The organism is Bathymodiolus thermophilus thioautotrophic gill symbiont, assembly GCF_003711265.1.
GTDB lineage: Bacteria > Pseudomonadota > Gammaproteobacteria > PS1 > Pseudothioglobaceae > Thiodubiliella.
On the sequence record NZ_CP024634.1, the window covers coordinates 1,108,717 to 1,131,762 of the forward strand.

16 protein-coding genes and 1 pseudogene are annotated in these 23,046 nt (G+C 40.4%); 1 reads left to right on the plus strand and 16 read right to left on the minus strand.

What is annotated here, in order from left to right; translation table 11 throughout:
• Nucleotides 1-14: 14 nt before the first annotated feature.
• The 9 genes and pseudogenes from MS2017_RS04140 to MS2017_RS04170 all read right to left on the minus strand — a co-directional run bounded on the left by MS2017_RS04140 (nucleotide 15) and on the right by MS2017_RS04170 (nucleotide 9,054).
• Nucleotides 15-2,258 (minus strand): RHS repeat-associated core domain-containing protein, encoded by a 2,244-nt coding sequence (locus MS2017_RS04140; RefSeq protein ID WP_122951353.1) that lies wholly within the window; start codon nucleotides 2,256-2,258, stop codon nucleotides 15-17.
• Nucleotides 2,259-3,088: 830 nt separating this feature from the next.
• Entirely contained in the window at nucleotides 3,089-4,882 is a 1,794-nt protein-coding gene (locus tag MS2017_RS04145; RefSeq protein ID WP_122951354.1) for an RHS repeat domain-containing protein, read from the minus strand.
• Nucleotides 4,883-5,065: 183 nt separating this feature from the next.
• Entirely contained in the window at nucleotides 5,066-5,194 is a 129-nt protein-coding gene (locus MS2017_RS11785; protein ID WP_277424497.1) for a hypothetical protein, read from the minus strand.
• A gap of 92 nt (nucleotides 5,195-5,286) precedes the next feature.
• A complete protein-coding gene (locus MS2017_RS04150) occupies nucleotides 5,287-5,715 on the minus strand; it encodes a transposase (protein WP_164707600.1) in 429 nt (142 codons plus the stop codon).
• A 63-nt stretch (nucleotides 5,716-5,778) separates the two neighbouring features.
• Complete coding sequence (locus MS2017_RS04155; protein WP_122951356.1) at nucleotides 5,779-6,063, minus strand: transposase; 285 nt, start codon at nucleotides 6,061-6,063, stop codon at nucleotides 5,779-5,781.
• The gene (locus tag MS2017_RS11790; RefSeq protein WP_277424498.1) at nucleotides 6,050-6,175 is read right to left on the minus strand and encodes a hypothetical protein; all 126 of its coding nucleotides are present in this window, start codon (nucleotides 6,173-6,175) and stop codon (nucleotides 6,050-6,052) included. The genes MS2017_RS04155 and MS2017_RS11790 overlap by 14 nt, the downstream gene beginning before the upstream one ends.
• A gap of 230 nt (nucleotides 6,176-6,405) precedes the next feature.
• Nucleotides 6,406-6,627, minus strand: a pseudogene (locus MS2017_RS04160) (transposase); the annotation flags it as partial.
• Nucleotides 6,628-6,769: 142 nt separating this feature from the next.
• The gene (locus MS2017_RS04165; protein ID WP_122951358.1) at nucleotides 6,770-7,264 is read right to left on the minus strand and encodes a hypothetical protein; all 495 of its coding nucleotides are present in this window, start codon (nucleotides 7,262-7,264) and stop codon (nucleotides 6,770-6,772) included.
• Nucleotides 7,265-7,266: 2 nt separating this feature from the next.
• Nucleotides 7,267-9,054 (minus strand): RHS repeat-associated core domain-containing protein, encoded by a 1,788-nt coding sequence (locus MS2017_RS04170; protein WP_164707601.1) that lies wholly within the window; start codon nucleotides 9,052-9,054, stop codon nucleotides 7,267-7,269.
• Between the two features lie 77 nt (nucleotides 9,055-9,131).
• On the opposite strand from MS2017_RS04170, the gene MS2017_RS11175 reads away from it, so the two are divergent.
• Nucleotides 9,132-9,287, plus strand: coding sequence for a hypothetical protein (locus MS2017_RS11175; RefSeq protein ID WP_164707602.1), 156 nt, complete (start codon nucleotides 9,132-9,134; stop codon nucleotides 9,285-9,287).
• A 1,048-nt stretch (nucleotides 9,288-10,335) separates the two neighbouring features.
• Here MS2017_RS11175 and MS2017_RS04185 read toward each other — a convergent pair.
• The 7 genes from MS2017_RS04185 to MS2017_RS04220 form a co-directional block, all read right to left on the minus strand.
• Entirely contained in the window at nucleotides 10,336-12,246 is a 1,911-nt protein-coding gene (locus tag MS2017_RS04185) for an RHS repeat-associated core domain-containing protein (protein WP_122951362.1), read from the minus strand.
• Between the two features lie 311 nt (nucleotides 12,247-12,557).
• Nucleotides 12,558-13,106: a hypothetical protein gene (locus tag MS2017_RS04190; RefSeq protein ID WP_122951363.1), complete on the minus strand. Its 549-nt coding sequence runs from the start codon at nucleotides 13,104-13,106 to the stop codon at nucleotides 12,558-12,560.
• Nucleotides 13,106-14,833, minus strand: a complete 1,728-nt coding sequence (locus MS2017_RS04195) for an RHS repeat domain-containing protein (RefSeq protein WP_122951364.1) — start codon at nucleotides 14,831-14,833, stop codon at nucleotides 13,106-13,108. The genes MS2017_RS04190 and MS2017_RS04195 overlap by 1 nt, the downstream gene beginning before the upstream one ends.
• 406 nt (nucleotides 14,834-15,239) lie before the next feature.
• Nucleotides 15,240-15,506: a hypothetical protein gene (locus tag MS2017_RS04205; RefSeq protein ID WP_122951366.1), complete on the minus strand. Its 267-nt coding sequence runs from the start codon at nucleotides 15,504-15,506 to the stop codon at nucleotides 15,240-15,242.
• Nucleotide 15,507: 1 nt separating this feature from the next.
• Complete coding sequence (locus tag MS2017_RS04210) at nucleotides 15,508-22,473, minus strand: FG-GAP-like repeat-containing protein (protein WP_122951367.1); 6,966 nt, start codon at nucleotides 22,471-22,473, stop codon at nucleotides 15,508-15,510.
• Nucleotides 22,470-22,685 (minus strand): hypothetical protein, encoded by a 216-nt coding sequence (locus tag MS2017_RS04215; protein ID WP_122951368.1) that lies wholly within the window; start codon nucleotides 22,683-22,685, stop codon nucleotides 22,470-22,472. Before MS2017_RS04215 ends, MS2017_RS04210 begins: the two co-directional genes overlap by 4 nt.
• A complete protein-coding gene (locus MS2017_RS04220; RefSeq protein WP_122951369.1) occupies nucleotides 22,649-22,981 on the minus strand; it encodes a hypothetical protein in 333 nt (110 codons plus the stop codon). Before MS2017_RS04220 ends, MS2017_RS04215 begins: the two co-directional genes overlap by 37 nt.
• Nucleotides 22,982-23,046: the final 65 nt, after the last annotated feature.

Consider the following 23,046-nt stretch of genomic DNA (forward strand, 5'->3'; position numbering starts at 1 on the left):
CTTCAATACTTTTCTCATTTTTTACCATATCCAGAAACATGACAATCTATTCTCGAACATTTATAATGTATTATATACTTTGTATTTGTATTAAGTGTGTTATAGAGACCAACAGCATTTAAAATTGAACCAAATATTCCTAGTTTATTTCCCATCATTGAAACAGGATCCGATGCAATATCATAATAAGTTGGCTTAAATTGTTTATTTATTCCATTACTCACTATTTTTGTTAAATCAGTTTTTAAGCTAAGCTTACTAAGAAAAACATTATCTTTGTCAGTGCCGCCAGTATAACCATATTGAGAAAATTCATTATTATAAGCGCCTTCACTAAGTCCAAAGATTCTCCTAATTTCACCCCCTGCAGTTTTTGCTAAACTCATACCTTCGCCATTAAACAAATGCACAAACGCCGCACTCCTCGCCCCATTCGAAAACTTACCCCCACCCAACTCTGCGGTAATCCCACCTGCAGTAGCAGCAATAGCTGTTCGTCCCGCAATATCTGACCAATCTCCGCCTTCACCCATACTTGAACCCGCTACTGAACCTATAAAACCACCAACAAACCCATCTTGAAAGTTTCCACCTGATATTTGGCTAATTGCCCCTTGAGCTAACCCATGAGCTATTGCCTTATTAATCGCACCTTCTACTATCGGTGCACCATCTACACCCCCATGTCCAATATACCCTGCAGCACTGGCTGAGGCAAACGAAACTATTGCTGCTTTAAGTATGTCTCCATCACTAGCACCTGAGGGGTATGCCATTCTAGCGGAGAAAGCGGCGGCTCCTGCTGGCCCTCCAAACATGCTTGCAGCTGCCATGCCAATAGCCCTAAGGGTGGCGTTCTTCATCATAAGGTTTTCAGCCTTCCCTGCAAAATCTTCTAACCACTCAAACCAAAATCCACTGGGATCGGTATACTTCAAAGGGTTGTTCAAAACATAAGAATAACGATTATAACTTTGGGTGTTATAAGGGGCTTGAATATTTGGATCAGCACTCAAAAATCGCCCAATACTCGGATCATACACCCGTCCATTCATATGAATAAATCCCATTTCATCAATGTGTTCGTGTCCAGTGAAGCCTCTGTTGGTTAGGGTTGGGATGATGGGGAGTAGTGGGTCGTTGGCACGCCAGTCGCCTTGGCGTCTTTGTCCGAAGGCGGTGTATGCCATGCGTTCAACGATGTTGCCTTGGCCATCGGTGATGGTGTCGATGGAGCCGAGGTTGTCGTAGTGGAGGTAGCGGGTTTTGTCGGGGATGGAGGGTGTGTTTGCTGTGGTTTTGATGTTGATGGCGATGAGTTGGCCGTCGGCGTAGATGAAGTGTTTGTGTTTGGCGCTGGTGTTTTGTTTGATTTGTTCGTAGAGTTTACCGATGTAGGTGGTGGCAATGGTGGTGTTGCTGTTGGTGAAGCGTTTGGGTTTGTTGAAGGGAGTCCATTGGATGAGTTTGTTGTTGTTTTGGGTCATGTTGCCGTTGGCGTCGTAGAGGTAATTGTCTGATGGGTTTAGGGTGATGTTGGCGTTGCTGCCGGTTACTGTTGCTGTTAGGGTGTAGGTGCCTGTGTTGTTACTGTAAGTGCCTGCTGAGATGTAGTAAGTGTTGCTTGTGTTGGCAGTGAAGGTGACTTTTGAGTTGAGTCCAATGCCACTATCGTCGTTGGTTGTACCTAGGATTAGAGTACCGGTGTTGTCATAGATGCCTCTGAGGTAGGGGTCTGATAAGGTGCCAGATTGAGTTGGTTTGCCTTCTAGGTCAAAGGTTACTTGTTGGCCTGCTGTTAGGGTTATTTTAAACCAATCTTTGTCATTTTTTGTTTCGATGTCGCCAGTAATACTGCTGTTAATAGTGAGCATGCCTGTGGTTGTGGTGTTGGCGTTATAGTCATCGGTTGATGGGGAAGAGGTTGGGGATGGATTGTTGTTAATTGAGGCAATGGCGTGGGGTTTTTGGGTGTTATAGCAATAATTGCCGATGTCGGATTTGTGGGTGATGTTGCCGTTGATATTGTATTGGAAGTCTTCTGTGAGTCCGCTTTGGTGGTTTTGGCGTTGGGTGACATTGTTCATTAGATCGTATTCGTATTCAAGACTGCGGATTTTATTGGTGGGGCTAAAGCCTGATTTGATGGTGAACAAGTGACCTGTGGCTGGGTTGTATTCTTGTTCAGTGGATAAGCCCGATGATGTAGGCAGTGAGGTGGCCTGCGGAAAGTAATGCGGATAGGCTGTTTTTATCATATTTTTTTATCTTTCGGTCTTTTTCTTGAATTTAAAGTTGAGGATAAATCGTGTTTATTTGTTATTTTTACAGTCCAGTTCTTATTACCAAGGGGTGCTTGTCTGTTAACGCCACTCCTAATTTTATCTAATTTTTTTTTGATAAATTGGCGTATTTACATAATTTACCCAATTATAAAGTTATAGATAAGGTTGTGTAATAATGTTTAATTCTTAGAAACTTTTTTTGCTCATGTATATTTGCCAGTCTTGTGCTGTTTCACTTAAGGCAACCCTTAAGAAAAAAAGAGTGCTGTCACTTTTTTAGGTCTACCAATTATTTTACTATTTCCTTAAGAAAAGTAGTGCCCCATTATTTTCCGTCATAAATAGACATGTAGCCCCTCATTTTTTTGTTTTTATTTTAATTTTAAAACTTTAATCTCATGATGAATATCTATTTCTAAATGAACTCCCTGATTTTTTGCATCAAAATTTTTTAACGAATCATCACTAATATTTGAGTCATATTCTTCTATATTGCAAGATATATCTTTAATGTCATTTAAAATCCAAGCGTCCTCTATTCCTCCATCATCTTTATAAAAAATAGCTTTTAAAGGGAATGACGGTTTATATTCAGCGGTTTTTTTTAGTTGGCTTACACAAAGACCTCTCGTGTTTTATTATAGTCATTAAATATATTGAGGATAATATAAAAAATATCCCTAAAGAAACTATAAAAAATTTATCTCTGATAATTACACCGCTATAAGGTAATACTATGTATTCGGAAAATAAAGTAAACACACCTCCAAAAAACAGCATAACTATAAATAATATTTTATACATTATTTCCAAAATTCATACTCTAAATTTTCAGGTGAAAATCTTGGAATTATAGAACTTCCAGTTCCTATGATTCCTGGCCAATTAGAGGGTTGACTTGGTGGTATATACTTTCCTCCAATAAAATCTACAACCTTTGGAATGTGAGGTGTACTCCTATAATAAACACCTTTAGTAGTATTTGCCAAAGGTAGGGTTCCTCTAACTACTGGAATCACTGTAATGGCCTTCATAATATTATTGACTCTTGCCTGATCTTTTTTGGTAAATTCAGCACCATCCGCACCTTTTGCTATAAAATTTTTAACTTGATCGTCAATATTACTAAAACTTTGCGTAAAATCATCTGTAAGATCGTTAAACATCCTACTAAACGCCACACTCATTCCACCATTTTTAAACTTGCCATCACCTAACTCAGCAGCAACCCCACCAACCACATAAGAAGCAACAACATTTTGCGCTCTTTGCCCCCAAGTGACAGCCTGACTACTAACGCCTGCTGCTTCATAGGCACCTGACCAACTTGCGCCATAACCTGTAGCTAATTCTAAAAACCCACTTTTAAAACTACCACCAGATAATCGACTGCATATACCGCCAGTTAATCCATGAGCAATAAGTTTGCCAAAGCCTGCTTTCATTGGATGCAATACACCAGCATTGAATCCTGCTGTAAATGCACTTAGCCCCCCTTGTTTTAAGTCACCTTTACTATCAATCATGCTTGATAAAAAACCTGCTGCATAAATATTTACTCCTGGAAATATAAATAGAACACCAATAGAGGTAATCTGCCTACCGTATTTTTTAGAATTGGCTATATTTCTCCGAGCTTCGCTAAACCAACCAAAACCATTCATATCTACATATTTCAATGGATTATTAGTGGTATAAGAATATCTGTTATAGTCTTGCGTGCTATAAGGATGTTGAATGGTTGGATCGGCACCAAGGAAGCGTCCTATCTGTGGATCATACACCCGTCCATTCATATGAATAAAGCCCATCTCATCAATGTGCTCGTGTCCAGTGAAGCCTCTGTTGGTTAGGGTTGGGATGATGGGGAGTAGTGGGTCGTTGGCACGCCAGTCACCTTGGCGTCTTTGTCCGAAGGCGGTGTATGCCATGCGTTCAACGATGTTGCCTTGGCCGTCGGTGATGGTGTCGATGGAGCCGAGGTTGTCGTAGTGGAGGTAGCGGGTTTTGTCGGGGATGGAGGGTGAGTTTGCTGTGGTGTCGGTTTTAATGTTGATGGCGATGAGTTGGCCGTCGGCGTAGATGAAGTGCTTGTGTTCGGTGTGGGTGTTTTGTTTGATTTGTTCGTAGAGTTTGCCGATGTAGGTGGTGGTAATGGTGGTGTTGCTGTTGGCTTTGGTCTGGGTTTTTTGGTATCGGTTTCTGTTGGGAGCGTAGGCGAAGGCGGTGGTGTCGTTGCTGCTGGTGAAGCGTTTGGGTTTGTTGAAGGAGGTCCATTGGATGAGTTTGTTGTTGTTTTGGGTCATGTTGCCGTTGGCGTCGTAGAGGTAATTGTCTGATGGGTTTAGGGTGATGTTGGTATTGTTACCGATTATTGTTGCTATTAGAGTGTAGTTGTTATTGTAAGCGTCTACTGAAATATAGTGAGTGTTGCTTGTGTTAGTAGTGAAGGTGATTTTTGAGTTGTGACCAATGTCGCTATCGTCGTTGGTGACACCTAAGATTAGAGTGCTAGTGTTGCCATGGATGCCTTTGGGGCAGGTGTTTGATGTATAAATCTTTTGGATGTTGTGGCGTATGTTAATTTGAGTTTGCATGAGGTAATATTTTACCTTGTTGAATTTTTAAATGGAGGGGTTTTGAGTTTTACGCTTACTAATATGAATTTAAAGTTTTTTTTTGTTTTTCATCGTTCGGTTTTTTTTGCAAGCAAAAAAATAAAAAGCATTTGTATTAAATTTACAGAAAAAGACCCCTGCATAGTATCCTAAAGCCAACCATCAAAACCCAAAACCCTCAATTTTTGACTTTTCAAAGTCAAAAAACATATAAAATCCAGCTTTCATTAAAAAATCATCAATATCAACTATAAATCGCTCATTTTTTACTCTTTTTTGTACTGTTTCCACAAAAAAGACACAATAATCCTTAGGTTGTATTTAATCCCTTGTTAATATAAACATTCGCCGCTCTAACTAGATTATATGCAATAGCTTTAAGATTAAACTTCGCTGGCAACTTTCTCTAAACCAATATAACAACTTCTTGCCAAACCATAAGTGCGTTTGAGCGTACCAAACCTTCTTTTGCTGATTGCTTTATTGCGTAATTTATGCCAATGACTCATTTGCTTGCCTTTGGGTTTTTTGCGCATAATACCATCTCTTAACTTCTGTGCTTTAAGTGCTTCACTATTAGCTTGAGAGGCTGCCCCTTTGTCGTATAAAACGCTTACGCCTTTTTGATTGCCTACCTGTTTAACATTTTCTTCAAAATGAGTCATTTCACTATCATTAGCAGGATGTGTAGTGGCTTTGTTAATTAATCCATTGGCATTAGTTGTTACTACTGATGAATATCCATAAGTGTATTTTCCCGCCTTAAATGTCCATCTTGCATCTTTCTGAATATTGAATTGAGTTACTATCAATCTTATAAACCTCACCAGTTTTGTGTGTTGTAATAATCTTCTTAGTGCGTCTAGCGCTTTGAATTAAGGTTGCACATTAGAGAGTTTGAGTTGATTGTTCTCAAGCATAAGATTGATACTACTCAAAAGTCTATCAAATAGATTTTGTTTGATTAGTTTAGTTCTAAATCTGCCAATGGTTGTAGCATCAGGTTTGCTGCCACTTAGGCTAAAGTTGCAAAAGTTAATAAAGACTAAATCTCTACTAAGACTATCAGCCAACTTCTCATCAGAGAGATTATGCCATGTGCCTATTAATAGCGCCTTAAACAGACTAACAGCAGAATAGTCAACTTTAATATGAGACAGATTTGGCTATAACTTCCCAATCGATAACTTTGTTAATGATGTCTAGTTGGGAGTTTGGTATGTTGATAAAACTATCAGCAAAGGTTTGTTCTTGGGTGGTTTTAACTCGCATTTTTTTGTAAGTGGCTGATAATTATAGTATTTCATCATAAATACTAATGTTTGCATAAGATTTTGAGAGTTGATTTGTGATTTTTTGTTGGGTTTTTTAGTTTAATGCAGGGGTCTTCATTTGGGTATTCTATCATAAAAAGGGTGGCGCCCCTTATTTCCGAGATTAGATGAGCCCAAGATTTTTAGCTTTTTTTGCTAAGCACTCCTTCTTTACTGTTACTTTGTCTACTAGGGAGTTAGGCGTTCATTCTGTTGTTGTGCTTTGACAAGTTCTTCTTTGTATCCTTTAACGGGTTTAAAGGGTTTCATGGCAATTCCTGCGTTAGCAAGAAAGGTTTTCCTCCAATTTTGTAAATTCTGAGGAAGGATGTTATGCTTGCTAGCAATCTGTACTAAGGCTTGTTCGTTTTGCAATAGTTCAAGCACGAATTTAGTCTTGAATGTAGGGGTATATTTAGTTTGTTTTTACTCATTTTTCTTACTCCGATTTTTTTTGTTTAGTTTAGCGGGTTTGAAATAAGGAAAATTAAATTGTTGTCTGAAATTGCTGGGGTTTTATATTTTCCCTTTACGAAAAAGGGTGTCACCCCTTTTATTTCTCCGATCCATTTATACAATTATTCAAAAAAAGATCGATATAAGCTATATTAAAAAATCTCACGGCACCCTTATAGTTGTCTCTTGTTATTTCTGTAAATAAAATTGATCTGGAAGGATTGTGAGAAACATATGTTTTTATTTTTAAATCATTTGACACTCTTTCTTTATCACTGGGAGCTTTAATTGGTTGGTATTTATCGTTATAAAAACTAATGGAAGAACCAATATGTAAAGAGGAACTTATAGTAAACCAGAATCTCTCCTTATTTTTTTTATATTTCATATAATGTGGCACCCTCCAGATACAACCTAAATGCTCAACATTTCTAAATTGGCAATTTATTCCGTATGGATATTCATCCGTTAAACATTGCGCATAAAGGATACTTCTTTCTTTTTTTACTAAAATATAAATACTAACCATACTGATTAAGAGTGAAAACATAACAATCAAGATAACAAATATTTTTAATATTTTTTTAAGCATAATTATTGCTTGATAGAGTAATTATCTAACTGACAAGAGCCATTAGGGTAACTATAATGAAACTGATAATCTCTAAAATTAGGGGCACTCAAGATATTAAAGATATTTGATATTCCAAGAAATATACTAACTTTGGAAAATATTCCACCAGTCATATCTGCAGTTAAAGATTTAGCATATGAATTACCTGATATTTCCTTAATAGATCCACTAAGTATTTTTACACGCACATCGTTTTCCAAGTGTAACCTGTCTGATTCAAAATCAAAACCTTGCTCGTAACCGAGAGATGAAAATTCATCTTTAAATTCATTAAGACTTAACCTTTCTACTCTATTGGATTCTAGGCTCCCAGCTGTCAATAAAGAGATAGTACTCAATTCGCTATTAAACAAATGTACAAACGCCGCACTCCTCGCCCCATTCGAAAACTTACCCCCACCCAACTCTGCGGTAATCCCACCTGCAGTAGCAGCAATAGCTGTTCGTCCCGCAATATCTGACCAATCTCCGCCTTCACCCATACTTGAGCCCGCTACTGAACCTATAAAACCACCAACAAACCCATCTTGAAAGTTTCCACCTGATATTTGGCTAATTGCCCCTTGAGCTAACCCATGAGCTATTGCCTTATTAATCGCACCTTCTACTATCGGTGCACCATCTACACCCCCATGTCCAATATACCCTGCAGCACTGGCTGAGGCAAACGAAACTGCTGCTGCTCTAAATATGTCACCGTCATTACCACCTGAGAGGTATGCCATTCTAGCAGAGAAAGCGGCGGCTCCTGCTGGCCCTCCAAACGCGCTTGCAGCTATCATGCCAATGGCTCTAAGGGTGGAGTTCTTCATCATGGCCTTTTCAATAGATCTTTGTATTGCGTATCCTATGGGCGAAAACCTCTTAGAGATTTTGTCTGATAGTTCAAACATTTTTCGAAGAAAAAAACCACTAGGATCGGTGTACTTCAAAGGATTGTTCAAAACATAAGAATAACGATTATAACTTTGCGTATTATAAGGCGCTTGAATATTCGGATCGGCACTCAAAAATCGCCCAATACTCGAATTATACACCCGTCCATTCATATGAATAAAGCCCATTTCATCAATGTGTTCGTGGCCAGTGAAGCCTCTGTTGGTTAGGGTTGGGATGATGGGGAGTAGTGGGTCGCTGGCACGCCAGTCGCCTTGGCGTCTTTGTCCGAAGGCAGTGTATGCCATGCGTTCGACGATGTTGCCTTGGCCGTCGGCGTAGATGAAGTGCTTGTGTTCGGCATTGGTGTTTTGTTTGATTTGTTCGTAGAGTTTGCTGATGTAGGTGGTGGTAATGGTGGTGGTGCTGTTGGCTTTGGTTTGGGTTTTTTGGTATCGGTTTCTGTTGGGGGCGTAGGCGAAGGTGGTGGTGTCGTTGCTGTTGCTGTTGGTGAAGCGTTTGGGTTTGTTGAAGGAGGTCCATTGGATGAGTTTGCGGTTGTTTTGGGTCATGTTGCCGTTGGCGTCGTAGAGGTAATTGTCTGATGGGTTTGGGGTGATGTTGGCGTTGCTGCCGGTTACTGTTGCTGTTAGGGTGTAGGTGCCTGTGTTGTTGCTGTAAGCGCCTGCTGAGATGTAGTAAGTGTTGCTTGTGTTGGTAGTGAAGGTGACTTTTGGGTTGTGCTCAATGCCACTATCGTCGTTGGTTGCGTTTGAGATTAGGGTGTCAATGTTACCATTGGTGCCTTTGAGGTAGGTGCTTGACATATGAGTCTTTTGAATGTTACGGCGTATATTAACTTGGGTTTGCATGGAATAATATTCTACTCTATTGGATTTTTAAATGGTGGGGTTTTGAGTTTTACACTTGTTGAGACCTTTGTATAAATATGAATAATCATCAAAAATCCGCTTTTTATCAACTTGGCAATTTTTTAAACTTAGCCTTAACTCTACCAGGACAAGGTTTAATAAAACCACCAATTTGGCAAAAATTGAATTGTGCCAATCATCCGCATTTATGTAAAGGTCTCTTATTGATGTAAATCCAAGATTTTTTTGTTTTTTACTGTACATATTTTTGCAAGCAAAAAAAATGTTTATGTTGGGTTTACAGAAAAATACATTACAATTGCGATTACTTCTTTGGGGTATATGTGGAATGTTGGCAAATACGCTTCTAACTTGTCTTGGCATTAGGGTAGCGCCCCTTATTTCCGAGATTAGATGAGCCCAAGATTTTTAGCTTTTTTTTTGCTAAGCACTCCTTCTTTACTGTTACTTTGTCTACTAGGGAGTTAGGCGTTCATTCTGTTGTTGTGTTTTGACAAGTTCTTCTTTGTATCTTTTAACGGCTTTAACGGCTTTAGCGGCTTTCATGGCAATTCCTGTGTTAGCAAGAAAGATTTTCTTCCAATTTTGTAGGTTCTGAGGAAAGATGTTATGCTTGCTGGCAATCTATACTAAGGTTTATTCGTTTTGCAATAGTTCAAGCACGAGTTTAGTCTTGAATGCAGAGGTGTATTTAGTTCATTTTTTACTCATTTTTTTTACTCTGATTTTTTTTGTTTAGTTTAACGGGTTTGAAATAAGGCAAATTAAATTGTTATTTGAAATTGTTGGGGCTTTATACTTTAAGTGAAAAAAGGGGGCACTGCCACTTTTTTAGGTCTACCAATTATTTTACTATTTCCTTAAAAAGGGTGGCATCCACTTATTTTCAGACATGCAATAACCTCAACTTGATTCAGAAACGGTTGAGCCCTTTTACTCCAAGATCTTAGTATCTTTGTATTTCACTCTATAGATAAACCAAAAATAAAAAATAACACCAATAAACATTACACAAAAAAATAAAAACCAGAGGGGTTTATATTTTAGATTTTTATTTTTAATTAAATGCCATGTCATCCAAAAAAACAACACAATTTGCAGTATCCATATATATATATATATATATATATATATATATGAGCAAAAATTGAAAAATAAGCGGAGAAATAAAATGCTCAAATTGTAAAAAAAATACAATAAATACAAAAAACCAATTAAAAAAAACATGATATCCGAAATACAATTTAAATTTATTCATATCTAATATACCGGTCTTCCGAAAATCATATTTCCCACAGGTACATCAAAATCATATTGCCAATCTAGATTTCCTCTCCTAAATCCAATACCAGTTTTATATACAAAACTGCCATTGTTATTTACACCCCAGTCTGAAGCAAAACCATAAATTGGCGTTGACCATGTCTTTCCTAAATCGTAAGAATATCTTGTCCTGCTAACGCCAAAGCCAAATATAGTTCCAGAATACTTGGAGGATAAAACTGAATTAGAATTATAAGGGTTTTGCATATTAATCTCTAATGTTGCAGGATTAAGATTGACAGTTAAAACCCCAATTTTCCCTTCAAACCCTGGAACAACAATAGAATCAGGCGTTAAAGCCTTACTAATATTTCCACCCTCATGATTAAACAAATGCACAAACGCCGCACTCCTCGCCCCATTCGAAAACTTACCCCCGCCCAACTCTGCGGTAATCCCACCTGCAGTAGCAGCAATGGCTGTTCGTCCCGCAATATCTGACCAATCTCCGCCTTCACCCATACTTGAACCCGCTACTGAACCTATAAAACCACCAACAAACCCATCTTGAAAGTTTCCACCTGATATTTGGCTAATTGCCCCTTGAGCTAACCCATGAGCTATTGCCTTATTAATCGCACCTTCTACTATCGGTGCACCATCTACACCCCCATGTCCAATATACCCTGCAGCACTGGCTGAGGCAAACGAAACTGCTGCTGCTTTAAATATGTCACCGTCATTACCACCTGAGAGGTATGCCATTCTAGCAGAGAAAGCGGCGGCTCCTGCTGGCCCTCCAAACGCGCTTGCAGCTATCATGCCAATGGCTCTAAGGGTGGAGTTCTTCATCATGGCCTTTTCAATAGATCTTTGTATTGCGTATCCTATGGGTGAAAACCTCTTAGAGATTTTGTCTGATAGCCCAAACATTTTCCGAAGAAAAAAACCACTAGGATCGGTATACTTCAAAGGGTTGTTCAAAACATAAGAATAGCGATTATAACTTTGCGTGTTATAAGGCACTTGAATATTCGGATCGGCACTCAAAAATCGCCCAATACTCGGATCATACACCCGTCCATTCATATGAATAAAGCCCATTTCATCAATGTGCTCGTGTCCAGTGAAGCCTCTGTTGGTTAGGGTTGGGATGATAGGGAGTAGTGGGTCGCTGGCACGCCAGTCGCCTTGGCGTCTTTGTCCGAAGGCAGTGTATGCCATGCGTTCAACGATGTTGCCTTGGCCGTTGGTGATGGTGTCGATGGAGCCGATGGAGCCGAGGTTGTCGTAGTGAAGGTAGCGGGTTTTGTCGGGGATGGAGGGTGTGTTTGCTGTGGTGTTGGTTTTAATGTTGATGGCGATGAGTTGGCCGTCGGCATAGATGAAGTGTTTGTGTTCGGTGTGGGTGTTTTGTTTGATTTGTTCGTAGAGTTTGCCGATGTAGGTGGTGGTAATGGTGGAGTTGCTGTTGGCTTTGGTTTGGGTTTTTTGGTATCGGTTTCTGTTGGGGGCGTAGGCGAAGGCGGTGGTGTCGTTGCTGTTGGTGAAGCGTTTGGGTTTGTTGAAGGAGGTCCATTGGATGAGTTTTTTGTTGTTTTGGGTCATGTTGCCGTTGGCGTCGTAGAGGTAATTGTCTGATGGGTTTGGGGTGATGTTGGCGTTGCTGCCGGTTGCTGTTGCTGTTAGGGTGTAGGTGCCTGTGTTGTTGCTGTAAGCGCTTGCTGAGATGTAGTAAGTGTTGCTTGTGTTGGCAGTGAAGGTGACTTTTGAGTTGCTTCCAATGCCGCCATCATCGTTGGTTGTGTTTGAGATTAGGGTATCGGTGTTGCCATGGGTGCCTTTGAGGTAGGCGCTTGACATATGAGTCCTTTGAATGTTGCGGTGTATATTAACTTGGGTTTGCATGGGGTAACATTCTACCTTGTTGAATTTTTAAATGAAGGGGTTTTGAGTTTTATACTTATTGATGTAAATTCAAGATTTTTTTGTTTTTTATTGTGCATATTTTTGCAAGCAAAAAAAATGTTTATGTTGAGTTTACAGAAAAAAATTACAGTGCCCCGCAGAAAAATACATTACAATTGCGATTACCTCTTTGGGTTATGTGGTGTGGAATGCTGGCAAATACGCTTTTGGCTTGTCTTGGCATTTGAGTATTTTATTATAAAAAGGGGTAGCGCCCCCTTTATTACTTTAATTATATTCAATTTTAATATTTATTTTGGTCTAACCTTCATAGCGAACAAATACTTCTCTTTATTATCGTAAGTAACAATGATAAACGATATGTAATCTAAGTTTTGAAAATAACCTTTATGTTTCATTGAAAGAGAAAAGCGAGGGCTTGATATATTTCTATATTTTAACCTTAGAAGTTCTTTGAGCTCATAAACTGCATAAGGGCTAAAAACATAAATACCATGCTCAATCCATAATGTTTTTTTGTATTTAGGTGTTATTGCTTTGCCAGTAGGTACAAAAATAACACTACCTGATGAATGCTTTTTTTCTTTAAATCCTACTCTAAAAAAATTATCTGCACTTTTATAAGCACAGAAATCATTTTTTTTAATATATGCCTGAGAAGATAAAAAGAAAAACTTTGTTATATTGTCAGCGAGCAACTTTCCTTTAAATTTTGTTTTTTCAGATTTTGTCCAAGGGACTGTATCATGACATACTAGACCTTTCATTGTCACCTGTTCTTCTGTATAAGCACTTAGACTAACAAACAAAAACAAACAAAAAATAATATTGTATATCATTACCAGTGTCCCTCCCAAATCCCATCTACATTAAAATTCTGACCATTAGGATTAGGGTACCACTTTCTAAGCCTTTTTCCTATTGCTCGTCTAAATGGATTTTCATGGACTTGAACATTGCCAACAGGGCAACTTGAGCAACCCCCTTGACCTCGATAATCAACATACCCACCTCCAAAAATTGTGTGGCCCATTTCATGAGCAAGAGCAATAGGATTTCTGCCATTGTAATTTATTGACATCCTTCCAATGGATGCGCTAGGATCGTCACCATTGTCTGGGTATATTGTTAAAGTCCCCCTTTGAGACATTACTTTAGCACCCACTGGGGTTTGAGCATACATTAAAAGTTGGTCACGCACTTTCATAGAGGCGTTAGGATCTTCAGCCCCAGCATTGTATGCCTCTTCTCCATTACTATACATACCGTCAATTTCATCATCTCCCCCAGAAAACCTAACCTTCAACCTCTGTGCAGGTCTTATCGACTCACGAAACAAATGCACAAAAGCCGCACTAAGCGCCCCATTAGCAAATTTACCCCCACCTAACTCTGCTACAACCCCACCTGCTGCAGCGGCAATGGCTGTGCGTCCTGCCCATCCAGCACTACCTTGACCCATGTATCCACCTGCTATTGTACCTATAAGTCCGCCAATAAACCCGTCTTGAAAGTTTCCACCTGATATTAGACTGATTGCCCCTCCAGAAAGACCTCCGACCATTACTTGGCTAGCGCCACCACTTATTCCTGCAACATATTCTGAGGCATAAACCGAAGCAAGTGAGGCTAATCCCGCAGTTATTCCTGCTTTAATTACATCACCCTCACTGCCACCTGCGAGGTGTGTTAATCTGGCAGAGAGTGCAGCGACTGCTGCTGGCCCTCCAACTGCAAATGCGGCTACCATGCCAATAACTCTAAGGGTGCGGTTGCGTACCATAAGATTTTCAAGTTTACTTACAAAATCTCCTAACAACATAAACCAAAATCCACTGGGATCGGTATATTTCAAAGGGTTGTTCAAAACATAAGAATAGCGATTATAACTTTGAGTGTTATAAGGGGCTTGAATATTTGGATCAGCACTCAAAAATCGCCCAATACTCGGATCATACACCCGTCCATTCATATGAATAAATCCCATTTCATCAATGTGCTCGTGTCCAGTGAAGCCTCTGTTGGTTAGGGTTGGGATGATGGGGAGTAGTGGGTCGTTGGCACGCCAGTCGTCTTGGCGTCTTTGTCCGAAGGCGGTGTATGCCATGCGTTCGACGATGTTGCCTTGGCCGTTGGTGATGGTGTCGATGGAGCCGAGGTTGTCGTAGTGGAGATAGCGGGTTTTGTCGGGGATGGAGGGTGTGTTTGCTGTGGTGTTGGTTTTAATGTTGATGGCGATGAGTTGGCCGTCGGCGTAGATGAAGTGTTTGTGTTCGGTGTGGGTGTTTTGTTTGATTTGTTCGTAGAGTTTGCCGATGTAGGTGGTGGTAATGGTGGTGGTGCTGTTGGCTTTGGTTTGGGTTTTTTGGTATCGGCTTCTGTTGGGGGTGCAGGTGAAAGTGGTGGTATCGTTGCTGTAAGCGCCTGCTGAGATGTAGTAAGTGTTGCTTGTGTTGGCAGTGAAAGTGGCTTTTGAGTTGCGCCCAATGCTACTATCGTCGTTGGTTGTGTTTGAGGTCAGGGTGTTGGTATTATCATGGGTACCTCTGAGGTAGGTTCTTGACATATGAGTTCTTTGAATGTTGCGGTGTATATTAACTTAGGTTTGCATGGGGTAACATTCTACTCTATTGAATTTTTAAATGGAAGGGTTTTAAGGATTTACACAGTTTAATTTACGCTCTCGCCGTCAACTTTTAATGGGTATCCTCTAGCCTCATATCTAAATGGATCAAAGCCTGTAGTGCCACTTCTGCTTTCTATTGCACATATTTTTGCAAGCAAAAAAAATGTTTATGTTGAATTTACAAAAAAGAAATTACAATACCTCGCAGAAAAATACATCGCAATTGTGATTATCTCTTTGGGTTATGTGTGGAATATTGGCAAATATGCTTCTAACTTGTCTTGGAATTTGGGTATTTTATCATAAAAAGGGTAACGCCCCTTTGCCCCTATATTTTTACCTTACATTATCTTTTTTCTACATTAAAGGAAAAGTTATTGATCATAAATCCATCTTTAAAAACAATTTTATTATTTTCTTTATCAAAGAAATTCATTTCATTTAATTTAATTTCATTATGCAATTCCTCAAAATACATAATTAAAGTATTGATATCTTTAACTAATGTAATATCTTGACTATCCTCTGGGTCAATAATCTTTACTGGAAGTAGTTTTTGAAATTTTTTTTCCGTTTTCAAATCTACTTTTTTAGTAGTTAAAAAGCCAAACATATTACCAGCCTCCTTCATATGGCCTATGTTTTTTAATTCCTGGCCTTCTATGGTAATGTAATTTAATTTTATCTACACTTTTATAATTAATTTTATGAATATCTACGCCAAATTGCCTTCTACCATTTTTTAATACATTTATACCAACTCCTCCTACTTTTTTATAACGCCAAACTTTCAAAGCATAACCTGCCCTAGAAAGAACAGATACTCCGCCGCCAACTGGCAGAGTAGCCAAACCCAACGCAACATCTTTGGCCAATGCTTGCTGCTCTGCTTCTGGCATAAAATTAACATCACCATGATCAACGCCATGACAACCACCTAAGCATAACCACTTTTCTGCTAAATGTTCATCATTAAACAAATGCACAAACGCCGCACTCCTCGCCCCATTCGAAAACTTACCCCCACCTAATACTGCTACAGCCCCACCTGCAGTAGCAGCAATGGCTGTTCGCCCCGCAATATCTGACCAATCTCCGCCTTCACCCATACTTGAACCTGCTACTGAACCTATAAAACCACCAGTAAACCCATCTTGAAAACTTCCACCTGATATTTGGCTAATTGCCCCTTGAGCTAAACCGTGGGCTATTGCCTTATTAGTCGCACCTTCTACTATCGATCCACCATCTACGCCCCCATGTCCAATATACTCCGCAGCACTGGCTGAGGCAAACGAAACTATTGCTGCTTTAAGTATGTCTCCATCACTAGCACCTGAGAGGTATGCCATTCTAGCGGAGAAAGCGGCGGCTCCTGCTGGCCCTCCAAACATGCTTGCAGCTGCCATGCCAATAGCCCTAAGGGTGGCGTTCTTCATCATAAGGTTTTCAACCTTCCCTACAAAATCTCCTAACAACATAAACCAAAATCCACTGGGATCGGTATATTTCAAAGGGTTGTTCAAAACATAAGAATAGCGATTATAACTTTGAGTGTTATAAGGGGCTTGAATATTTGGATCAGCACTCAAAAATCGCCCAATACTCGGATCATACACCCGTCCATTCATATGAATAAAGCCCATTTCATCAATGTGCTCGTGTCCAGTGAAGCCTCTGTTGGTTAGGGTTGGGATGATGGGGAGTAGTGGGTCGTTGGCACGCCAGTCGCCTTGGCGTCTTTGTCCGAAGGCGGTGTATGCCATGCGTTCAACGATGTTGCCTTGGCCATCGGTGATGGTGTCGATGGAGCCGAGGTTGTCGTAGTGGAGGTAGCGGGTTTTGTCGGGGATGGAGGGTGAGTTTGCTGTGGTGTCGGTTTTAATGTTGATGGCGATGAGTTGGCCGTCGGCGTAGATGAAGTGTTTGTGTTCGGTGCTGGTGTTTTGTTTAATTTGTTCGTAGAGTTTGCCGATGTAGGTGGTGGTAATGGTGGTGTTGCTGTTGGCTTTGGTTTGGGTTTTTTGGTATCGGTTTCTGTTGGGGGCGTAGGCGAAGGCGGTGGTGTCGTTGCTGTTGCTGTTGGTGAAGCGTTTGGGTTTGTTGAAGGAGGTCCATTGGATGAGTTTGTGGTTGTTTTGGGTCATGTTGCCGTTGGCGTCATAAATGTAATCGGCTAATGTGTTTGCGGTGCTGGCAGTATCCTCGTCCGAGGGGGAGCTCAAGGGGACGATTCGTGGACCGTCGCTAATTGAAGTGGTGGCGTGAGGTCTTTGGGCGTTATAGTAATAATTGCCGATGTCGGATTTGTGGGTGATGTTGCCGTTGATGTCGTATTGGAAGTTGGTGCTGTTGTTATAGGTGACGCCTTCTATGGTGCCTGTGGTGTTGGACTGGGTTAGTCTGTCTAGTTGGTCGTATTGGAAGTCTTCTGTGAGTCCGCTTTGGTGGTTTTGGCGTTGGGTGACATTGTTCATTAGGTCGTATTCATATTCAAGGCTGCGGATTTCATTGGTGGGGCTAAAGCCTGATTTGATGGTGAATAAGTGACCTGTGGCTGGGTTGTATTCTTGTTCAGTGGATAAGCCGTTGCCGATGATGTGGCCAGTGAGGCGGCCTGCGGCGTCTCTGCTTTTGGCGCGCCAGAAGTAGATGTTGTTGGTGTCGGCGAGCATGGCTTGGTAGTGGTTTTTATTGACTACTGATTTACGCCAGTATTTTGCTTGATTGATAAACTTTTGGGCTCGTTCTAAGTATTTATGTGATTGGTTGGTGTACTGCACTGTATAACTGGCCCAAATATTAGCGTTTTTATCATAAATATCTGCTTTCTGATTGACAAAGGTTTGTCTTTCTGTGCCTGAGGAATTGATATATTTTTGTGCTAATTCTAGCGTTTGTTCTGCCTGATTTGCATAATGGGCAGCATTTTGCCTTGACGAATTTGCCCAATAAACACAGGCGGCTTGATTGTTGCACCATGCGTAACCGTTGGTGTTGGATTTGGCATTAATATTACCGTTCGTGTCAGAAAAACTACGATCCCCTATCTTGCTATTAGTATTACTATCAATATAACTTCTGGCTTTGTTGTTTGTTACATTAACATTGGATAAATGTTGGAAGCGTCTCACTGCAATAAGATAAGCTTTGCTTGAATCGGTGTATGACTTTGCCTTTTTTTGTAATTGGCTGGCTACTTCTTCAAGTAAATCAGCATTGTTTCTAAGCGCTTGTGCTTTTTTTGTAAATTGTGCTGATGTATTGTTGGCAGAATTTGCATATTGTCTATAGGTATTGGCACGAGAGAGGTAAAGGTTAGCTCTTTCCTCGGATTCATTGGCTCTGGTTGATGCTTCTGTTGCATTGGTTAAACTTTGTTGTGTTAATTGCGTTAAATGTGTCCAGTCATAGTCATTAACCTGTGATTTAGGGGCACGCTTTGCGATTAGGTAGCCGTATTGGTTGTAGACATTTTCTACTTTGAAGCCTTGTGGACGGGTTTGGATGCTGAGGCGAGAATACTGGTCGTATTGGTTGCGAATGTTGAAACTTTGGTTGTTGGCGCGCGTGGTGGTTTTGCTGACTCTGCCTAGGTTGTCGTAATGGTATTCTTTTTTGTAGCCTAAGGGGGCGGTAACAGAGGTAAGTTTGCCGATGCCTTTGGTTTGGGTGTCGTAGATCCAATTGGTGGTGCCTTCGCCTTCGACTCTTTGGGTCATTCTGCCGAGTTTGTCGTAGGTCATGGTGCTGGTTTGTTTTTTGGCATCGGTTTGGCTGATGAGTTCGCCTAGGGCATTGTAGGTGTAAGTCCAGTTGCCCATGTCGGGGTCGTTCATTGAGATTTTGTTGCCACGGTTGTCGTAGGTCATGGTGGTGGTGACACCGCCAGCATTGGTTTGAATGAGGTTGCCGATGGCGTCGTGTGTGTGGATGAGCCAAGCGCTTTCGGGTTCGTCTATGCGGATGATTTTGCCAATGGCGTTTTTGGTGGTGGTTTTTTGGTGGCCTAGGGCGTTGGTGCTGATGGTGGTGAAGCCGTTGTAAGTGGTGGAATCGGTGGCGGTTTTGCCGTAGTCGGCGGGTTTGGTGATGCTGGTGAGTCTGCCGATAGCGTCATATTGGGTGGCGATAAAGTAGCCTTGTTCGTCTGTAAAGTAGGGCAAGGTGGCACGATTTACTCTGCCTAGATTATCGTAGTAAGTGTCGCTGTTGATTTTACGGCCGTCAAAGCCGGTGTGTTGTTCTCTGACTTTGCGGTTGAAGGCGTCAAAATAGGTGGTTTTGGGGCTGGATCCGTTGGTTGTAGTGATAACTTTGTATAGGCTGTTGGGTGAGTCGTCTTCTGCCCATTGGTAATGGGTGCTAGTGGTAGTGGCATCGGCTCGGGTTTCTAGTTTTTTCCTGCCTAAGGCGTCGTATTGCCAAGTGGTGGTTAAGCCGTTGGGGCCTGTGAGGGTTAGGATGTTGCCAGTTTTGTTGTCAAAGGTTTTGGTTTCGGAGTGTCCTAGGGCGTTGGTGGTTTTGATGGGGAATTTGCCGTTGGTGCTGTATTTGGTGGTGGTGCTTCTGCTGGTGATGCCGTTGGCACTGGTGGTGGCTTTGATTTTGTTGCCAAAACTATCGTATTTGTAGGTGGTGGTTAGTGCTTTGGTGGTGTTGGGTTCAATGGTTTCTGATTTGAGTAGGCCTTTGTTGTTGTAAGTGAAGTGAGAGGTGCGTATTATGTTGGTGGTATCGGGGGCATGGTGGGTTACTGTGGCGGCGGTTAGTCTGCCTAGGTGCCACTTGGTGGTGTTATTGTTATAAGTGTTTCGGGTGGTTTTGATAGAAGTGAAAAAAGTGTCGTTTTTGCTTTTGGTGGTGACTTTGACGGTGCCGATATTGCCGTAATTGTCAATATTGGATTGTTGGGTGGTAATGGTTGTTAGTAGGTTGCCTGAGTTGAAGTCGTAGGATTTTTCTTGGCTTTGAGTTAGGTAAGAGGTGTGTATTCTGTTGCTATGGCTTATTTTGTTTCGATAGATATTGGTTTGACTGTTTAACAATTGACGACTGCCGTTTTGTTCAATGTATTCCTTGCTGAAAGCGATTTGACCGACATGAGGATAAGTTTGATTGTATTGAGTGCGAGTGAGTTTGTTGGATTGTAAGTCTTTTTTCTCGATCCAACCGAAGCCTAAACTGCCTCTGCCTTTAATGTTTACCTTGGCGTTACCGTATTTATAAGTGGTGGTGTTTTGCCCACCTATGGCATTATCAGTGACCACGGAAGAGACAACTTGGCGGGCATTCTTGGTAACAATGTTGGGGTAAGAGCCTTTAATGCTCTTGGTATAAACAGATGAATCAGTTAAAGACTTGTAATTAATAGTGGTTTGAATACCAAAGCCATCAGTAATGGAGGTAAGTTTCATTTGTGTGCCTCGATTAATACAGGTACGCCTATAGGTACCCCTGTTATTTTGACTTCTAAGTACATCTATTAAGCCATCGCTATTTAAATCAACAAAGCGCGTGCCAACATCTTCATGGTCTGAATTGACAATTTGCACAGGGATTTGATAATTGTAGTTTCTAACCCATTTGTTGCCTTTATTAATATAGACTTTTCTGTTTGTGTTAAAGCCATTTAAAACATCAACCAAACCATCGCTATTAACATCTACAAAACGGATGCCAGTGTCTTTACTGTCGCTAGTTAAAATTGCCCCAGGGAGGGTAAAGTTGTGTGCTGTTGACCAACCCTTGCCCGTATTTAAGTAAACCGATCTATCATTATCTTTTCCATATAACATATCAACTAGACCATCGCCGTTAATATCTAATAGAACAACGGGCGAACTATAACTATAAACACTTGTTTGAATTGGTTTTGGCAAGGCATAGTTACTAGATGATTGCCAACTGTTACCTTGGTTAATATAAGTTGTTCTGGTGTTATCGTGTGCTTTAATAATATCACTCAAACCATCGTTATTTATATCAACTATTCTTACACTCATCTGTTCATAGCCAGAGTGATCCATGTCATATATATTTCCTTTAATCGTTTTGGTTATATTAATTGGAATGGCTAAATTATTATTTTCTATCCAATTGGTTCCATTATTTAGATAAGCCTTTTTATGATTGTCTTTACCATATACAATATCAATCAAACCATCGCCATTGAGTTCTGCAAAATGCATACCTGATGGTTTATTGTGTGCTGTTTGATTGTGATCGTTACATTCCCTCCACTTCTCACTCCCTATCGTTAGTACAGTGTAACAATCTCTATAAAGAAAGCTATAATCACTAACAATAGGCTGTGGCAGTACAAAACTAGCGCTCAATTGCCAGCCACTGCCTGTGTTTAAATAAACTTTCTTATAACTATTGTCGCCTCTAACATAATCCAGCAAGCCATCACCGTTAACATCTAAAAATCTAACACCTTGATCTTTGTCATCATCAATGATAGGTTCGCTTAATTGATAATTGTTATTTACTACCCAGTTACTACCAGTATTGATATATGTTTTTCTATTGTTGCCCTTACTATAGATAAAATCCACCAAGCCATCGCCGTTAACATCTCTTAACCTAACCCCTTGATCTTTACCATCGCCATTAACAATGGCCTTTTCAGGTATGTAATTAAGCGTTGGTAACCAGCTTGCATCGCTTGTTTTCCATGAAAAATTAGTTTTTGGCAAGCATTGATTATCAACACATTCTTCAATTGAAGACAATTGACTTCTCTTAGGTATGCCATGGTATTGATACTCTAAATCATAAGTTCTGACAATATTGTTATTTACATAGGCAGTGATATTGCTTAAGCGTTTAGTCTGTCGCAGTTTACTGCCTGCTTGATAAGAGGTAGAAACATCGTTTCTACCCTCGTAAGTAAAGCCAATCGAACTGTCGGCATAATCAATACTACTAAGTGTATATTCGCCATTCGCATTGTTTTCATTGTAAATATAGTTAATAGCATTGCCAGTAGCATCAATAATTTTATTTACCGCCCAAAGTCTGACGATTGATTTACCTTGTGCTTCAATTTTGGAATTTTGGGTATTGCCATACTTAAAAGTTTGCCCTGATTTGGTTTTTACAGTCCAATAATTGCCATTGTATTTAATTTTTCTGAAACTGTTTATTTTAGTGCGATATTCGCTACTTGGTTGCCCATCTGTCCCAGAGATGACAATGAGGCGTTGTCCGTTTAGACAGTATTTGTCGTGATCGTCATAGTTAACACCGCCTTTTACGCCATCAATGACAATAGTTTTGGCACAACGATGGATGGCAGACAAGCCACCTAGACTAAAGCCTACTCCTAATTGTCCATTGCCCATATTGGAATTATAGTTAATGCTAAGTTCGGGCTTCATACCAGCTATGCCTGGTGGCACGGTAATGGGGATGGCGTAGTTTGCTGTGCCTTGGTTGACGCTGAAACTGCCTGCGGTGCTGCCAACTAGTGCGGTGGTGTCAATGTTTGCGGTTGCTTGAGTAGGGGTGCCTAATAATAAAACCAGTAAAATTGGTAGGGTTAAATTAATAGATTGTTTGAATAAATCAGTCACGGTAAATCTCCTTGTAGTGCTTCTAATTGGGCTTTAATTTCATCCAGTTTGGCTTGTTGGGCTTGACGCTGGGTGTCTAATTGGGCTTGCTCGGCTTTGCTTAGTTTGATTTTGGGTAAATCAAGTGTGGCAATTAGGGCATCCATTTTTGCAACGATGGCATCGCCTGTGGCAATTAAATCATCGGTTTCTTTGAGTTTTTCTGGGTCCAATGGAGGAAAGGGCTTGGGAAAACCTGGGGGGGGGAGTGTGGGTTGGTGGTGTTGGTGGCATTGGCTTGGCTTGGGTCAAAGGGGTTGTTATTTTGTTTGTTGTTAAGTGTTGTTTTTGAAGTGCTGGATTGTGTGTTTAATTGTGTGTTGCTTGGTGTTGTTTTGGTATTAGAAGTGTTAAATATCGAGGTGGCATTGGATTGGATTGGATTGTCTATATTGAGAGAGAAAATCAAACCTACTAGGATGATAACGATGGTAACAGCGATGAATTTTTTTTGTTGCACTTGGGTCATAGTGCCTTATTGTAGATTAAAATTTAGAGAATTGCAAGGCTTTAAATTTAAAAAAATAGAGTTAT

What these genes read in the sequence shown, in the direction of transcription:
- MS2017_RS04140 (WP_122951353.1), bottom strand. Translation starts at nt 2,258, where the DNA reads ATGATAAAAACAGCCTATCCGCATTACTTTCCGCAGGCCACCTCACTG.
- MS2017_RS11790 (WP_277424498.1), bottom strand. Translation starts at nt 6,175, where the DNA reads ATGCGAGTTAAAACCACCCAAGAACAAACCTTTGCTGATAGTTTTATC.
- MS2017_RS04165 (WP_122951358.1), bottom strand. Translation starts at nt 7,264, where the DNA reads ATGCTTAAAAAAATATTAAAAATATTTGTTATCTTGATTGTTATGTTT.
- MS2017_RS04220 (WP_122951369.1), bottom strand. Translation starts at nt 22,981, where the DNA reads ATGACCCAAGTGCAACAAAAAAAATTCATCGCTGTTACCATCGTTATC.
- MS2017_RS04170 (WP_164707601.1), bottom strand. Translation starts at nt 9,054, where the DNA reads ATGCAAACCCAAGTTAATATACGCCGTAACATTCAAAAGACTCATATG.
- MS2017_RS04195 (WP_122951364.1), bottom strand. Translation starts at nt 14,833, where the DNA reads ATGTCAAGAACCTACCTCAGAGGTACCCATGATAATACCAACACCCTG.
- MS2017_RS04205 (WP_122951366.1), bottom strand. Translation starts at nt 15,506, where the DNA reads ATGTTTGGCTTTTTAACTACTAAAAAAGTAGATTTGAAAACGGAAAAA.
- MS2017_RS04190 (WP_122951363.1), bottom strand. Translation starts at nt 13,106, where the DNA reads ATGATATACAATATTATTTTTTGTTTGTTTTTGTTTGTTAGTCTAAGT.
- MS2017_RS04145 (WP_122951354.1), bottom strand. Translation starts at nt 4,882, where the DNA reads ATGCAAACTCAAATTAACATACGCCACAACATCCAAAAGATTTATACA.
- MS2017_RS11175 (WP_164707602.1), top strand. Translation starts at nt 9,132, where the DNA reads ATGAATAATCATCAAAAATCCGCTTTTTATCAACTTGGCAATTTTTTA.
- MS2017_RS04185 (WP_122951362.1), bottom strand. Translation starts at nt 12,246, where the DNA reads ATGCAAACCCAAGTTAATATACACCGCAACATTCAAAGGACTCATATG.